At 68.4% G+C, this 15,622-nt stretch carries 14 protein-coding genes and 2 riboswitches; of the genes, 9 read left to right on the forward strand and 5 right to left on the reverse strand.

The annotated features are described in order from the left end of the window. The first annotated feature begins 96 nt into the window (after positions 1-96). From uvrB to J7500_RS16905, 4 genes are all read left to right on the forward strand, one after another. A complete protein-coding gene (gene uvrB, locus J7500_RS16890; protein WP_294063159.1) occupies positions 97-2,292 on the forward strand; it encodes an excinuclease ABC subunit UvrB in 2,196 nt (731 codons plus the stop codon). Between the two features lie 105 nt (positions 2,293-2,397). Beyond that, positions 2,398-2,826: a hemerythrin domain-containing protein gene (locus J7500_RS16895; protein WP_294063160.1), complete on the forward strand. Its 429-nt coding sequence runs from the start codon at positions 2,398-2,400 to the stop codon at positions 2,824-2,826. Positions 2,827-2,868: 42 nt separating this feature from the next. Beyond that, the gene (locus tag J7500_RS16900) at positions 2,869-3,393 is read left to right on the forward strand and encodes a hypothetical protein (RefSeq protein ID WP_294063161.1); all 525 of its coding nucleotides are present in this window, start codon (positions 2,869-2,871) and stop codon (positions 3,391-3,393) included. A gap of 414 nt (positions 3,394-3,807) precedes the next feature. Further along, a riboswitch (ZMP/ZTP riboswitch) is annotated at positions 3,808-3,887 on the forward strand. A gap of 16 nt (positions 3,888-3,903) precedes the next feature. After that, positions 3,904-4,536 carry a LysE family translocator gene (locus tag J7500_RS16905; RefSeq protein ID WP_294063163.1) on the forward strand — a complete coding sequence of 211 codons (633 nt, stop codon included), beginning with the start codon at positions 3,904-3,906 and terminating at the stop codon, positions 4,534-4,536. Here J7500_RS16905 and J7500_RS16910 read toward each other — a convergent pair. Then, on the reverse strand, positions 4,533-4,760 hold the full coding sequence (locus J7500_RS16910; RefSeq protein ID WP_294063164.1) for a hypothetical protein: 228 nt from the start codon (positions 4,758-4,760) through the stop codon (positions 4,533-4,535). The two genes, J7500_RS16905 and J7500_RS16910, sit on opposite strands and share 4 nt — an antisense overlap. Further along, entirely contained in the window at positions 4,757-7,339 is a 2,583-nt protein-coding gene (gene mutS / locus J7500_RS16915) for a DNA mismatch repair protein MutS (RefSeq protein WP_294063329.1), read from the reverse strand. Before mutS ends, J7500_RS16910 begins: the two co-directional genes overlap by 4 nt. 192 nt (positions 7,340-7,531) lie before the next feature. Between mutS and J7500_RS16920 the strand changes: the two genes are divergently transcribed. Then, positions 7,532-9,790: an NADP-dependent malic enzyme gene (locus J7500_RS16920; protein WP_294063166.1), complete on the forward strand. Its 2,259-nt coding sequence runs from the start codon at positions 7,532-7,534 to the stop codon at positions 9,788-9,790. Positions 9,791-9,886: 96 nt separating this feature from the next. Here the strand turns inward: J7500_RS16920 and J7500_RS16925 are convergent, their stop codons facing one another. Continuing rightward, positions 9,887-10,291: a GFA family protein gene (locus J7500_RS16925; RefSeq protein WP_294063168.1), complete on the reverse strand. Its 405-nt coding sequence runs from the start codon at positions 10,289-10,291 to the stop codon at positions 9,887-9,889. 89 nt (positions 10,292-10,380) lie between these two features. Between J7500_RS16925 and J7500_RS16930 the strand changes: the two genes are divergently transcribed. From J7500_RS16930 to J7500_RS16945, 4 genes are all read left to right on the forward strand, one after another. Then, complete coding sequence (locus tag J7500_RS16930; protein WP_294063169.1) at positions 10,381-11,130, forward strand: YafY family protein; 750 nt, start codon at positions 10,381-10,383, stop codon at positions 11,128-11,130. 18 nt (positions 11,131-11,148) lie between these two features. Continuing rightward, positions 11,149-11,353: riboswitch (cobalamin riboswitch) on the forward strand. A gap of 104 nt (positions 11,354-11,457) precedes the next feature. Continuing rightward, the gene (gene metE, locus J7500_RS16935; RefSeq protein ID WP_294063170.1) at positions 11,458-13,758 is read left to right on the forward strand and encodes a 5-methyltetrahydropteroyltriglutamate--homocysteine S-methyltransferase; all 2,301 of its coding nucleotides are present in this window, start codon (positions 11,458-11,460) and stop codon (positions 13,756-13,758) included. Positions 13,759-13,842: 84 nt separating this feature from the next. After that, entirely contained in the window at positions 13,843-14,139 is a 297-nt protein-coding gene (locus J7500_RS16940; protein ID WP_294063171.1) for an autorepressor SdpR family transcription factor, read from the forward strand. Continuing rightward, positions 14,136-14,528, forward strand: a complete 393-nt coding sequence (locus tag J7500_RS16945; RefSeq protein ID WP_294063172.1) for an ammonium transporter — start codon at positions 14,136-14,138, stop codon at positions 14,526-14,528. The genes J7500_RS16940 and J7500_RS16945 overlap by 4 nt, the downstream gene beginning before the upstream one ends. A gap of 18 nt (positions 14,529-14,546) precedes the next feature. Here the strand turns inward: J7500_RS16945 and J7500_RS16950 are convergent, their stop codons facing one another. Continuing rightward, positions 14,547-15,128, reverse strand: a complete 582-nt coding sequence (locus tag J7500_RS16950; protein ID WP_294063173.1) for a TetR/AcrR family transcriptional regulator — start codon at positions 15,126-15,128, stop codon at positions 14,547-14,549. Further along, the gene (locus tag J7500_RS16955; protein ID WP_294063174.1) at positions 15,125-15,589 is read right to left on the reverse strand and encodes a nuclear transport factor 2 family protein; all 465 of its coding nucleotides are present in this window, start codon (positions 15,587-15,589) and stop codon (positions 15,125-15,127) included. The genes J7500_RS16950 and J7500_RS16955 overlap by 4 nt, the downstream gene beginning before the upstream one ends. Positions 15,590-15,622 lie beyond the last annotated feature (33 nt).

A 15,622-nucleotide genomic window follows, 5' to 3' on the forward strand; every position in this document is an offset into this window, starting at 1 on the left:
CGGGGGAGGGTGTCCACTTTGTCAACTTCCGCCGTGTCTACTTCCGCCCGCGCCGCATCGGTTTGCGTCTGTACGTAGAGGCCCCATATCCGAGCCATGCCGATCCAGATTCGCACCAGCCTCGCCGAGCCCGAGACCGGACCCGCGTTCGTCCCACATCGCCCGCAGCGCCCTGAGAAGAGCGAAGGCGGCAAGCGATTCAAGCTCGTCTCGGATTATCAGCCTTCGGGCGACCAGCGCTTCGCCATCCCCGAGCTGGTCGAGCAGGCGCAGGCCGGCGAGCGCGACCAAGTGCTGCTAGGCGTCACCGGCTCGGGCAAGACCTATACCATGGCCAAGGTGATCGAGGAGCTGCAGCGCCCCGCGCTGATCCTCGCGCCCAACAAGATCCTCGCCGCCCAGCTCTACGGCGAGTTCAAGAGCTTCTTCCCCGAGAACGCGGTCGAATATTTCGTCAGCTATTACGACTATTACCAGCCCGAGGCGTACGTCCCCCGCTCGGACACCTACATCGAGAAGGAAAGCTCGGTGAACGAGGCGATCGACCGGATGCGCCACTCGGCCACCCGTGCGCTGCTCGAGCGCGACGACGTCGTCATCGTCGCCTCGGTCTCGTGCCTCTACGGCATCGGCTCGGTCGAGACCTATTCGGCGATGATCTTCGACCTCAAGAAGGGTCAGGTCGTCGACCAGCGCGAGATCATCCGCAAGCTCGTCGCGCTCCAGTACAAGCGCAACGACGCCGCCTTCACCCGCGGCGCCTTCCGCGTCCGCGGCGACAGCCTCGAGATCTTCCCCTCGCACTATGAGGACAGCGCCTGGCGCGTCTCCTTCTTCGGCGACGAGATCGAGGAGATCACCGAGTTCGATCCGCTCACCGGCGGCAAGGTAGCGAGCCTCGACTATGTCCGGGTCTTCGCCAATTCGCACTATGTCACGCCGGGCCCGACGATGAAGCAGGCGATGGAGGGCATCCGCCACGAGCTCGCCGAGCGGTTGAAGGAGCTGGAAGCCGAGGGAAAATTGCTCGAGCACCAGCGGCTCGAGCAGCGCACCAATTTCGACCTCGAGATGATCGCCGCCACCGGCTCGTGCGCGGGCATCGAGAATTACAGCCGCTTCCTGACCGGGCGGCTGCCCGGCGAGCCGCCGCCCACCTTGTTCGAATATCTGCCCGAGAACGCATTGCTCTTCGTCGACGAGAGCCACCAGACGATCGGCCAGATCAACGGCATGTCGCGCGGTGACCACAAGCGGAAGATCACCCTCGCCGAATATGGCTTTCGCCTGCCATCGGCGATCGACAACCGTCCGCTTCGCTTCAACGAATGGGACGCGATGCGCCCGCAGACCGTCTATGTCTCGGCGACGCCCGGCGATTGGGAGATGGAGCAGACCGGCGGCGTCTTCGTCGAGCAGGTGATCCGCCCCACTGGCCTGATCGACCCGCCGGTCGAGATCAAGCCGGTCGAGGAGCAGGTCCAGGACCTGATCCAGGAGTGCAAGGCCACTACCGCCAAGGGCTATCGCACCCTCGTCACTACCCTGACCAAGCGTATGGCCGAGGATCTGACCGAGTATATGCACGAGGCGGGGGTCAAGGTCCGCTACATGCATTCGGACACCGAGACGCTCGAGCGCATCGAGCTGATCCGCGACCTGCGGCTGGGCGTGTATGACGTGCTGGTAGGCATCAACCTGCTGCGCGAGGGGCTCGACATTCCCGAATGCGGCCTCGTCGCGATCCTCGATGCCGACAAGGAAGGCTTCCTGCGCTCCGAGACATCGCTGATCCAGACCATCGGCCGCGCCGCGCGCAACGTCGAGGGGCGGGTGATCCTCTATGCCGATCGCATGACCGGCAGCATGGAGCGCGCGCTCGCCGAGACCAATCGCCGCCGCGAGAAGCAGCAGCAGTATAATCTCGAGCACGGAATCACGCCCGAGACGGTCAAGAAGAACATCGGCGACATCATCGCGCATGTCGCATCGAAGGATCAGGTCACCGTCGAGATCGACGAGGACCGGCCGCACATGGTCGGCCACAATCTGCGCGCGTACATCGAGGAGCTCGAGAAGAAGATGCGCGACGCCGCCGCCAACCTCGAGTTCGAGGAAGCCGGTCGCCTCCGCGACGAGATCCGCGCGCTCGAGGCCGAGGAGCTCGGTCTGCCGGCCGACGAGCACAGGGCGCCGATCATGGGCCGCTCGAACGAAGGCAAGCCCGGCACGCGCAAGACGCGCTACGGCAAGACGCAGAAGACCCGGATGGGCGGCCCGCGCCGGCGTTGAGCAAAGGTGCAGGATTCCGTAGCGTAAATCGCGCCCCTGCGGTCATTACGGAATGGTAGCGCGGGGGCAGGGGTGCTTTGGCGGGGCGGCACGGGGGAGATCCTATTGTCGTCGATCAAGGCCATCTGCGAAGAGCATCGCGCGCTTGAGGCGCGGGCGGCGCAGCTGCTCAGGATCGTCGGCTCGCCCGTCGCCGATCCCGCTGCGGTGACTGCGCTGCGCTGGGGCATGGCCCAGGCGCTGGTCGATCATTGCGCGCACGAGGAGCGCGAGGTCTATGCCCTGCTCTTCGCGTCGGGCGACGACCCGGCGATCGCCGTGGCCGGGCGCTTCCGTGCCGATCACGACGCGCTCGCCCGCCGCTTCGCCGGCTATGTCGCCGCCTGGCCGATCGCCCGAATCGCGCGCGAATGGGAAGTCTTCCGCAGCGACACCGCCGAGCTGGTGATCGAGATCAAGCGCCGCATCACTGCCGAAGAGGCCGAGCTCCATCCCCACTATGAGCGCCTCGCCGATCGTCGCGCGGCTGCCTGAGGGCGGTTGAGCCGCCCGGGCACTTCGCCCATAAGGCTCGGAATGCGCCGCCTGTCCGTCTCCGCCGCCGCGCTGTTCGCGCTCGCCGGCTGCTCCGAAGCCGTGATTCCGTCGCGGCCTGCTCCCCCCGTTCCGGCGCCTGCGCCAGCGCCGCCGCCCGCGCCCAGGCCCGCGCCACCCACCTCCGCCGACTGGCGCGACTGGCCGCTGACTCCCGGCACCTGGACCTGGCGCCACGACGCAGGCGGCACGATCGCCGAATTCGCCGGCGGCGAGCTGTCGCTGCGCTGCGACCGCGCCCGCGGCCGCGTGCAATTCTCGCGCCGCGCCGTCGCCGTCCCGCCCGCGCCGGTCAACGTCAACGTCCGCACCACCAGCATGGCCCGCACGCTCCAGCTCCAGCCGTCGGGTGCCAGCCTCGTCGCCGATCTCGGCGCGCGCGACACGCTGCTCGATGCGATCGGCTACAGCCGCGGGCGGTTCGTAGTGGAGGGAGGCGGAATGCCGACCTTGGTCGTGCCGGCCTGGGCCGAGACGCTGCGCGTGATCGAGGATTGCCGGGGCTGAGTCGTGTAGCGACGCACGTGCCGCGAACCACAGAACTCTGAGAATCGCACCATCTTCGCTGCAAAACAAGACTTGTTCTGCGACTCGCACTGATTCAAGATTCGCCCGTGCCTTGAAGGCACACGGCTCTTCAACAAGCGAAAGGAGGTGATCCGATGTCTCATGGTTCAGCAGTGAGGTCGGTTCAGTTCGTTCGGGAGACGCGCCGCTGAGCTGAAGGCGCGGACGGAAGCCCTCCGTCCGTTCGCAAGCGGGAGGTATCCTCCTCCAATCAACGCTTGCAGCCTCCGGCAAATGCGGCCCGCATGGTCTCCCGGGCTGGAGCTTCCGGCCGCTGACCATGTCGGAGGTCGCCGGGTGCCCTGATGGGCCCCGGCGGCCTCTTTCATTTTGAAGGCGTCGGCCGTAACATCGTTCCGCTCGCGTGACTGACGCTGAAGATGGGGCACCATCGGGGAGCGCGGGCTTGAGCGCCGCGCGTCTGGGCTTCACCGAAACGGGAGAAAGCCCATGCCGCATTCGAGCAACCTTCTCGCCTTCGCCTTGGTGTCGCTGGGGATGGTCCTCACCCCTGGGCCCAACATGGTCTACCTCGTCTCGCGCTCGATCTGCCAGGGCCGCGCCGCGGGGCTGGTATCGCTCGCCGGCGTGCTGGCGGGCTTCCTCTTCTATATGGTCTGCGCCGCGCTCGGCGTGACTGCGCTGCTGCTCGCGGTGCCGCTCGCCTATGACGCGATCCGCCTCGCCGGCGCCGCCTATCTGCTGTGGCTGGCGTGGCGCGCGGTGCGGCCCGGCGGGCATTCGCCGTTCGAGGTCCGCACCCTGCCCGTCGACGGTCCGCGCCGACTGTTCCTGATGGGGCTGCTCACCAACCTGCTCAATCCCAAGATCGCCGTCATGTACCTCTCGCTGCTGCCGCAGTTCATCGATCCGGCGCAGGGAAGCGTGCTCGCCCAGTCGCTCGCGCTCGGCGGCACGCAGATCGCGGTCAGCATGGCGGTCAACGCGCTGATCGTCGTCTCCGCGGCCTCGGTGGCGCGCTTCCTCGCCGAGCGGCCCGGCTGGGCGCAGCTCCAGCGCTGGCTGATGGGCACGGTCCTCGCGGGCCTCGCGGTCCGCATGGCGACCGAGGCCCGGCGCTAGTCGCGCACGATCGGATGCTGGCCGCGCAGCCGGTCGGCGACGCGCTCGACCGCGGCATTCTCCGCCGCGGTCCCGTGCGGCGTGAAGCTCCAGTTGCAGTGCGGATGCGTGTCCTCGCTGTAGAGCCGCGCCTCGCCCAGCACGCCCCGCCAACGCCGGCGGTTGCCGCCCAGCTCGCGGAGCAGCGTGGTCACGAACAGGTCGGCCAGCTCGGCGGTGGTCATCCTGCGTCCCTCGCCAGTTCCTTGAGCCGATAGAGCGTGTCGAGCGCATCGCGCGGGCTCAGCGCATCGATATCGAGGCCTTCCAGCTCGGCCCGCAGCGCGTCGATCGCCTCTTCCTCCTGCTCCGCGGCGGCGGCGAAGAGCGGCAAGTCGTCGAGCCCGGCGGCCAGCCCGCCGGTCTTCTCGCGCCCGGCCTCGAGCTTGTCGAGCACGGCCTTGGCGCGCTTTATCGTGATCGGCGGCATGCCCGCCAGCCGCGCTACCGCGATGCCGTAGCTGCGATCGGCCGGCCCTTCCGCGACTTCGTGGAGGAGCACCAGGTCGCCCTTCCACTCGCGCGCGCGGACGTGGTGGAGCGTCAGCGCGTCGCAGCGCTCGGCCAGCCGGGTCAGCTCGTGATAGTGCGTCGCGAACAGGCAGCGGCAGCGATTGTCCTCGTGGATCGCCTCGACCACCGCCCAGGCGATCGCGAGCCCGTCATAAGTCGAGGTGCCGCGCCCGACCTCGTCGAGAATCACGAAGCTGCGCGGCGTCGCCTGTGCCAGGATCGCCGCGGTCTCGACCATCTCGACCATGAAGGTCGATCGGCCGCGCGCGAGATTGTCCGACGCGCCGACGCGGCTGAACAGCCGGTCGACCAGCCCCAAAGTCGCGGCGGTAGCGGGTACGTAGCTCCCCGCCTGCGCCAGCACGGCGATCAGCGCGTTCTGCCGCAGGAAGGTCGACTTGCCGCCCATGTTCGGCCCGGTGACCAGCCACAACCGCGAGCTTTCGGAGAGCGTGCAGTCATTGGCGACGAAGCGCCCGCCCGCCCGGGCCACGGCATCCTCGACCACCGGATGCCGCCCGCCCTCGATCTCGAAACAGGCATGTTCGACCAGCGCCGGCCGCGCCCAGCCGCCCTCCGCGGCGCGCTCCGCGAGTCCCGCCGCCACGTCGATCCGCGCCAGCGCATCGGCGGTCGCCGCCACTGTCTCGCGCCGTTCGAGCGCGCGCGTGGTCAGCTCCTCGAGATGCGCGGCTTCGGCGGCGAGCGCATGCGCCCCGGCCTGAGTCACCTTGACCGCGACTTCGTGCAGCTCGGGTGCATTGAAGCGCACTACGCCGGCGAGCGTCTGGCGATGCGTGAAGCCCGAATCCTGCTTCATCAGCGCGTCCGCGGCGCGCGCCGGCACTTCGATATGATAGCCGAGCACGCCATTGTGCCGGATCTTGAGCGCCGAGATCCCGGTGCGCTGGCGATACTCGGCCTCCAGTGCAGCGATCGCGCGCCGCCCGCCCGCGCCCGCGTCGCGCAGCTCGTCGAGCGCGGCGTCATAGCCCTCGGCGATGTATCCCCCGTTCGCGGCGTCGATCGGCGGTTCGGGGACGAGAGCGCGCGAGAGCAGATCGATCAGCGCGCCGTGCCCGCGCATCTGCGGGATCAGCTCGGCGAGCAGCGGCGGCACGTCGGAGAGCGCGCCCAACCGCTCGCCCAGCCGCCACGCGCCGTCGAGCCCGTCGCGAAGCTGCCCCAGGTCGCGCGGGCTACCGCGCCCCGCCGCGATCCGCCCCAGCGCGCGGCCAATGTCGGGCAGCGCCCGCAGGCTGCCGCGCACCATGTCGCGCAGCCCCGAATCGTCGTGGAAGCGCTGGACCAGGTCGAGCCGCGCCTCGATCGACGCGCGGTCCATCAGCGGCGCGGCGATGTCGGCGCCCAGCAGCCGCGCGCCCGCGCCGGTGACCGTCCGGTCGACCGCGTCGAGCAGGCTGCCCTTGCGCGTGCCCGCGGCGCTCAGCGTCAGCTCCAGGCTTTCGCGCGTCGCGGCGTCGATCGCCATGGTCGCATCGGTGCGGCTCACCCGCGGCGGGCGCAGGAAGGGGAGCGATCCCTTGGCGGTATGGTCGAGATAGGCGACCAGCCCGCCCGCCGCCGCCAGCGCAGCGCGCGAGAAGGTGCCGAAGCCGTCGAGCGTCGCCACCCCGAACAGCCGCTTCAGCCGCGCCTCGCCGGCAGCGCTCTCGAAATCGACCTTCGGTCGGATCGCCGTCGCCAACTCGGCGAAGCTCGATCCTTCGCCAACGATCGTCTCGGCCGGATTGAGCCGTGCGATTTCGGCCGAGAGCCGCTCGGCATCGCTCTCGACGATCTCGAACCGCCCGGTCGAGATGTCGGCGCAGGCGATCGCCACCTGCCCCCCCGCTTCGCCCACGCCCACGCACCAGTTCGCCGAGCGGCTGTCGAGCAGCGCCTCCTCGGTCAGCGTGCCGGCGGTCACCACGCGGATGATCGCGCGCGCGACAAGCGCCTTGGAGCCCATGCGCTTCTTGGCCTGTTCGGGTGTCTCGGTCTGCTCGGCGATGGCGACACGGTGCCCCGCCTTGATCAGCCGCGCGAGATAGGCCTCCATCGCGTGCACCGGCACGCCGCACATCGGGATCTTCTCGCCGTCATGCTCGCCGCGCGCGGTCAGGGCGATGTCCAGGCAGGCGCTGGCGATCTTGGCGTCGTCGAAGAACAGCTCGAAGAAGTCGCCCATGCGATAGAAGAGCAGGCAATCCCCGGCCTCGGCCTTGAGCGCGAGATATTGGGCCATCATCGGGGTAGGGGCGGTCGCCATGCGCCCACGACGTAGCCGAACCGGCCCGACGATCAACACCCGCGGCGCCTATTTCCTGGGGACAAGTCCGTTCCGCGCGCACTACGGTGATGGTAGCGCTATCATTTTTCCCAATCACTGTGTTGCGGCCCCCGGATGCCGCTCCTAAAGGACGTTCTCAGGGAGAGATGCATGGCAGAGGAATCGAACGTCCAGTTCTCGGAGCGCGAGGCGCTACTTTACCATTCCGAGGGCCGGCCGGGCAAAATCGAGATCATCGCGTCCAAGCCGATGGCGACGCAGCGCGACCTCGCGCTCGCCTATTCGCCGGGCGTGGCTGTGCCGGTCCGCGCGATCGCCGACGATCCGGCGACGGCCTATGACTATACCGCCAAGGGCAATCTCGTCGCCGTCATCTCCAACGGCACTGCGATCCTCGGCCTCGGCAACCTCGGCGCGCTCGCGTCCAAGCCCGTGATGGAAGGCAAGGCAGTCCTCTTCAAGCGCTTTGCGGACGTCGATTCGATCGACATCGAATTGAAGACCGAGGACGTGAACCGCTTCATCGACGCGGTCGAGCTGATGGAGCCGAGCTTCGGCGGCATCAACCTCGAGGACATCAAGTCCCCCGAATGTTTCGTGATCGAGCAGACCCTGCGCGAGCGCATGAACATCCCGGTGTTCCATGACGACCAGCATGGCACTGCGATCATCGCCGCCGCGGGCCTGATCAACGCGCTCCACCTCACCGGCCGCGACATCCGCCACACCAAGGTGGTGATGCTGGGTGCCGGCGCCGCCGCGATCGCCTGTGCCGAGCTCATCAAGGCGATGGGGCTGCCGCACGACAATCTGCTGATGCTCGATCTCCAGGGCGTGATCTACCAGGGTCGCGAAGAGGGGATGAACCAGTGGAAGTCGGCGCACGCCGTCGCCACCGACAAGCGCACGCTCGCCGACGCGCTCGACGGCGCGGACGTGTTCCTCGGCCTCGCCTCGGCCAATTCGCTTCCGCCCGAGCTGCTCAAGACGATGGCGCCCAAGCCGATCGTCTTCGCCATGTCGAACCCCGATCCCGAGATCCCGGTGCCGGTCGCCAAGGCCGCGCGCCCCGATGCGATCATCGCCACCGGCCGTTCGGACTATCCGAACCAGGTCAACAACGTGCTCGGCTTCCCCTTCATCTTCCGCGGCGCGCTCGACGTCCGCGCGACGACGATCAACGACGCGATGAAGATCGCCGCCGCCCGCGCGCTCGCCGAGCTCGCCCGCCAGCAGGTGCCCGAGGAAGTGGCGCTGGCGTACGGCGTGCACCACAGCTTCGGCCCCGATTACATCATTCCCGCGCCCTTCGATCCGCGGCTGATGGAGATCGTCCCCGTCGCCGTCGCCCAGGCCGCGATGGATTCGGGCGTCGCGACCAAGCCGATCGTCGACATGGCGGCCTATCGCCAGTCGCTCCGCGCACGCCTCAACCCCACCACTTCGGTGCTTAGCCTCGCCTATGAGGGCGCCCGCGCGCACCCCAAGCGCGTGATCTTCGCCGAGGGCGAGGAGGAAGTGGTGCTGCGTGCCGCGATCGCCTTCAAGGAAGGTGGTTACGGCACGCCGGTGCTGGTCGGCCGCGAGTCCGTGCTCGACCGGCTCCGCGCGCTCGGCGCCAATCCCGAGGAGTTCGAGCTCCACAACAGCGTCAATTCGCCGCTGGTGCCCGAGATGGTCGAGTTCCTCTACAAGCGCCTGCAGCGCCGCGGCTATCTGCGCCGCGACGTCGAGCGGATCGTCAACCGCGACCGCAACATCTTCGGCTCGCTGCTGCTCCAGCTAGGCCAGGCCGATGCCATGATCACCGGCGTCACGCGCACCTGGGCCGAGACGATGCGTCAGGTGAAGCGCGTGATCGATCCGGTCCCGGGCCGCATCCCCTTCGGCATCCATGTCCTCGTCGGCCAGTCGCACACCGTGTTCATCGCCGACACGACGGTGAACGAGCGCCCGACCGCCGAGGAGCTGGCGATGATCGCCGAGGGCACTGCGCAGGTCGCGCGCCGCATGGGCCAGGAGCCGCGCGTCGCCTTCCTCAGCTATTCGAACTTCGGCAATCCCGAGGGCCGCTGGCTCGACAACGTCCGCGGCGCGATCAAGCTGCTCGACGAGCAGGGCGCCGAATTCGAATATGAAGGCGAGATGTCGCCCGACGTCGCGCTCAACCCGCGCCAGATCAGCAACTATCCCTTCGCGCGCCTCTCGGGCCCGGCGAACGTGCTGATCATGCCGGGGCTCCAGTCGGCCAACATCTCGGCCAAGCTGCTGCGCGAGCTGGGCGGCGACTCCACGATCGGCCCGATGCTGATCGGCATGGAGAAGCCGGTCCAGATCGCCCCGATGACCAGCACCGCCAGCGAGCTGGTGACGCTGGCCGTTCTCGCCGCAGGCGGCATCGCGCGCTGAAATCCAGATCCTCCCCGAGCTCGCTCGGGGAGAGGGAGCGCGCCAGCGCGGTGGAGGGGGCGCACCGCAGGCGCGGTGATCCCCGCTCACAACACTTCAAAGGTGCCGCGTCTCGGCCGGGGTCTCCCACCAGAGATTGTCGCGCCCGTTCGAATAACGCACCGGCGCCGCCGCCAACTCGGCGTCGGTCGCGTCGTCGAGCGATCCCAGCTGCACCGACACGAACGCCCCGCCGATCTCGGCCACGTCGCCCGTGCTGAACGGTGCGCAGCCGCAGGTTGCGCAGAATCGGTGGTTCCCCTGGCCGGTCGCGAAGGAATAGTCGCTCAGCGCCGCCTCGCCCTGCAGCAGCCGGAAGGCGTCGGGCTTGATCAGCGCGCCCCAGTTGCGCCGTTTGGTGCAGATCGAGCAATTGCATCGGCCCGTCCCCGCCTCCAGGTCGATGTCGGCCGCGAAGCGCACCGCGCCGCAGTGGCAGCTGCCATGATAGGTCTTGAGCATCGTCGATCTCCCTCATCTCTGTCGAGACTCGACATACTGCCACACTGCTGACAGCGTGCTGGCAGCAGCATGGCAGTAGAAGGTGCCACATGCGAAAGGCCGACCGCCTCTTCCAGATCGTCCAGATCCTGCGCCGCAGCAGCCGCCCGGTCACCGCCGAGGCGATTGCCGAGGAGCTCGAGACCTCGAAGCGCTCGGTCTATCGCGACATCGCGGCGCTGATCGGCCAGCGTGTGCCGGTCCGCGGCGAGGCGGGGATCGGCTATGTCCTCGATCGCGGCTTCGACTTGCCGCCGCTGATGCTCACCACCGACGAGATCGACGCCGTCGCGCTGGGCGCGCAATGGGTGGCGGGCCATGCCGATCCCGCGCTCGCCCGCGCCGCCCGCGACGTGCTCGCCAAGATCGCGAGCGTGTTGCCCGAGGATATGCGCGCCTTCCTCGACGATCCCGCCGCCGGCACTCCACCCGCCTGGAACGCGCCCACCGACACGGTCGACGCCGCTGCCCTTCGCACCGCGATCCGCAGCGCGCGCAAACTAGCGCTCCGCTACTGCGACGAAGCCGGTCGCAGGAGCGAGCGCAAGGTCTGGCCGCTGGTGATCGGCTATCACGACGCCGCGCGCGTCCTCATCGCCTGGTGCGAGCTTCGCGAGGACTTCCGCAGCTTCCGCCTCGATCGCATCGCCGCCGCCGACTTCCTCGACGAGCGCATCCCGCAAGACCCCGCCGCGCTGCGCCGCCGCTGGCGATCCACGCTTGTGGGTGAAGCGCGGGCGGCGGACGGATCCTCCCCCATTCCGAAGCACGATATAAAGAAATCTTTATATCACCCTTGACGCGCCGACCCGGCGGGCGGATGCTAAGCGAGTCGAGGTTCTCCCGCCGGTCCAGTCCGTGCGGGAGCTAAGACGGGAAGCCGGTGCGAGACCGGCGCTGCCCCCGCAACTGTAAGCGGCGAGCGGCGATCCACCATGTCACTGAGGGGCTCGCCCCTTGGGAAGACGGATCGTCCGCGCTGACCCGTGAGCCAGGAGACCTGCCTCCGACGCGATAACGTCCACCGGCGGGGTGCCCGGTCTGGTCGCTGACATGCCGTGGCCGGGCAACCGTCCGCGCGTGCCCGTGTCCAGTCTCGCCCCGTCCTTCATCGGGGTATGAAGACCATGACCGTCACTGTTGCCACGCTCGGTTTCCCGCGGATCGGTCCGCGGCGCGAGCTGAAGTTCGCGCTCGAGAAATTCTGGAGCGGCAAGTCTTCCGAAGAGGAACTGCTCGAAGCCGCCGCCGGGCTGCGCGCCGCCGCCTGGGCGCGCCAGTCCGCGCTCGGCGCCGACTGGCTGCCGAGCAACGACTTCTCGCTCTACGATCACGTGCTCGACACCAGCCTGATGCTCGGCGCCGTGCCCGAGCGCTACGGCGTCGCGCCCGGCACTGCCGACCTGGGCACCTATTTCGCGATGGCGCGTGGGACCACCGGCGAGACGCCGGGCTGCGCGCACGGCCATGGCCACACCGCGCAGGAAATGACCAAATGGTTCGACACCAACTACCATTACATGGTGCCCGAGCTGGTCGCGGGGCAGAAGCTTTCGCTCTCGTCCGCCAAGGTCGTCGACGAATATCGCGAGGCGCGGGCGCTCGGCTATGACACGCGGCCGGTGCTGCTCGGGCCGATCACCTGGCTGAGCCTGGCCAAGGGCCGCGGCGTCGATCCCTTCGACTTCCTCGACGACGTGCTCGGCCTCTATTCGGCGCTGCTCACGCAGCTTGCCCATGCCGGTGCCGAATGGGTGCAGATCGACGAGCCGGTGCTCGCGCTCGACCTCAGCGATCGCCAGCGCAGTGCGATCACCCGCGCCTATGCCAAGCTGCCGCGGCTGGGCGTGAAGATCATGCTCGCCACCTATTTCGGCGGGCTCGAGAATAATCTGCCGCTGGCGGCGAACCTGCCCGTCGCCGGGCTGCACGTCGATCTCGTCCGCGGCCCCGACCAGCTCGACAAGCTGCTCGTCGCGGTGCCCAGGGGGATGCTGCTCTCGCTGGGGGTGATCGACGGCCGCAATATCTGGCGCGCCGACCTGGAGGCCTTGCTCGACCGGCTCGAGCCCGTCGCCGCAACACGCGACCTCGTCCTCGCCCCCTCCTGCTCGCTGCTCCATGTGCCCGTCGACCTGGCGCTGGAGAGCAAGCTCGATGCCGAGATCACTCAGTGGCTCGCCTTCGCCGTGCAGAAGATCGATGAGCTCGCCACGCTCCGCGATGCGCTTAACCACGGCCGCCACAGCGTCGCCGCCAAGCTGCGCGCTTCCGCCGTGGCCGCGGCCGCGCGCAAGATATCGCCGCGCATCCATGATCCGCTGGTCCAGGCGCGCATCGCCTCGGTCACGCCCGCGATGCGCGAGCGTAACTCCCCCTATGCCGAGCGCGCGAAGCTGCAGGCGGAAGTGCTCGGCCTGCCGCCTTTCCCCACCACCACGATCGGCTCCTTCCCGCAGACCGCCGAAGTCCGCCACGCCCGCGCCGAGCACAACCGCGGCAATCTCGACGATGCGGCGTACCAGCAGTTCCTGCGCGAGGAGACCGAACGCGCGATCCGCTGGCAGGAGGAAGCCGGGCTCGACATGCTCGTCCACGGCGAGTTCGAGCGCAACGACATGGTCCAGTATTTCGGCGAGCAGCTCGCCGGCTTCGCCTTCACGGTGAACGGCTGGGTCCAGTCCTATGGCTCGCGCTGCGTGCGCCCGCCGATCCTCTACGGCGACGTCTCGCGCCCCGCGCCGATGACCGTCGAGTGGTGGCGCTACGCCCAGTCGCTCACCGACAGGCCGGTGAAGGGCATGCTCACCGGGCCGGTGACGATCCTCAACTGGAGCTTCGTGCGCGACGACCAGCCGCGCTCGGCATCCTGCCGCCAGATCGCGCTGGCGATCCGCGACGAAGTGACCGATCTGGAGAAGGCCGGCTGCAAGGCGATCCAGATCGACGAGGCGGCGCTCCGCGAGGGACTCCCGTTACGCAAGCGCGACTGGCAGGCCTATCTCGACTGGGCCGTCGACGCGTTCCGCCTCGCCGCCTCCGGCGTGGGCGATGCGACGCAGATCCACACCCACATGTGCTATTCGGAGTTCAACGACATCCTGCCGGCGATCGGCGCGATGGACACCGACGTGATCTCGATCGAGACCGCGCGCTCGCAGATGGAACTGCTCCAGGGCTTCGCCGCATATCGCTATCCGAGTGCGATCGGCCCGGGCGTGTACGATATCCACGCTCCGCGCGTGCCCTCGGTCGAGGAGATGGTGGCGCTGATGCAGCTCGCCCAGGCGCATCTCGCCCCCGAGCAGCTGTGGGTGAACCCCGATTGCGGGCTCAAGACGCGGAGGTGGGGGGAAGTGAAAGCAGCGATTCATGCAATGGTCGCAGCGGCGCGCGAGCTGCGCGGTTGCGTGGCGGAAACCGCCTGACGCCCGGTGCCGCCCGCCATCCTTAGGGAGCGGGCGGCACCATCGTCGCTTGACACGATTCGATAATTAGCTAATTATGAAATCATGACGCAGGTGTTCAAGGCGCTTTCTGATCCCACTCGCCGCCGCGTGCTGCAGCTGCTGCGGAACGGGCCGATGAGCGCCGGCGAGCTCTGCGCGCATTTCGACGTCTCCAAGCCCACCATGTCGGCGCATTTCGCCGTGCTCAGGGAAGCCGACCTCGTCCATGCCGAGAAGGCCGGCAAGTCGGTGCTCTACCATCTCAAGCTCTCGGTGCTCGAAGAGGCGCTGCTGGGCTTTGCGCATTCGTTCGGCCTCGGCGCGGAGGCGCCCGCGGCCAGGAAGGAGATCCAGCGATGAGCAACACGACCGAAGGACTCGCTCGCGGCCTCTTCTGGGCCGGCTCCATCATCCTGCTGGCACTGGGCGCGACCTTCGCGCGACAGGCGGGCTATATCGATCAGGATACCGTGCTCCGGCTGGTCCTCGGCATAAACGGAATCATGCTCGCCGACATCGGCAATCGGGCGCCCAAGATCGTGGCGCCTACCGCCATCGCAAGGCGTCTCACGCGGTTCGCCGGCTGGTCGACGGTGATCAGCGGCCTGATCTACACCGGCTTCTGGATCTTCGCGCCGATCTCCGTGGCGCTCATATTCGGCACCGGCGCCGTAGCATTGGGCGTGATCGCGACGCTGGCCTATTGCCTTCACCTGCGCGCGGAGGTGCGTGCCGCGGCGGGGAAGTAGCGGACCCCGCGGCCGCGCTCAGCGACGCCCCGTCACTGCCCCGGTGAGGCGCGTCTCGTGATCGCGCAGGAGTCGTACGAAGGCGCCGTCGTCGCCCAGCGCCCGCGACAGCACGATCGCGCCCTGGATGCCGGCCACTGCCTGCTCGGCGAGCCGCGTCGCTTCGGACTCCGCCACGCCACCGCCCTGCAGGCACGCTGCCAGCGCCGCGATCCAGCGCGCGAAATAGGCCTTCACCGGCTCGCCGAAGGGATCGCGCGACGCGCCCAGCCCCAGCCAGCCGACCAGGCACACGCGCTGCCCCGATCTGAAATAGGCCTCCACCTCGCGCATCATCGCCGCGATCGCCGCGGCCGGGTCGGGCGCCTGCTCCAGCGGGGCGAAGATCGCGGCGTCGAACCAGGCGTCGATATCGGCGAGCACGGCGCGCATCATCTCTTCCTTCCCGCCGGGGAAGAAATTGTAGAGGCTGCCCTTGCCCAGCCCGGTCGCCGTGGAGATCAGCGACAGGCTCGTGCCCTCGAAGCCATGCTCGCGGAACACCTCGGCCAGCGCCGGAAGCGCTTCGCTGCGTTCGGTGAGCGTGCGGCCCTTGCTCAAAGCGCGAGATCGTCGAGCGAGGGATGGTCGTCCGGGCGGCGGCCGAGCGGCCAGTGGAACAGGCGCTCGGCTTCGGCGATCGGGCGATCGTTGATCGAGGCGATCCGCCGCGCCATCAGCCCGTCCGCGTCGAATTCCCAATTCTCGTTGCCATAGGAGCGGAACCAGTTGCCGCTGTCGTCGCGCCATTCATAGGCGAAGCGCACCGCAATGCGGTTGCCCGCGTGCGCCCAGACCTGCTTGGCCAGCCGATAGTCCAGCTCGCGCATCCATTTGCGCGCCAGAAATGCAGCGATCGCCTCGCGCCCGGTCAGGAACTCGCCGCGATTCCGCCAGACGCTGTCGGGCGTATAGGCCAGCGCGACCTTTTCGGGATCGCGGCTGTTCCATGCGTCCTCGGCCATGCGCGCCTTCAGCGCTGCGGTTTCTGCAGTGAAGGGCGGCAGCGGAGGTCGGGACATGGCATCCTCGATGCGGTTCAAGATGTACCGATC

Source organism: Sphingomonas sp., assembly GCF_017744835.1.
GTDB lineage: Bacteria > Pseudomonadota > Alphaproteobacteria > Sphingomonadales > Sphingomonadaceae > Sphingomonas.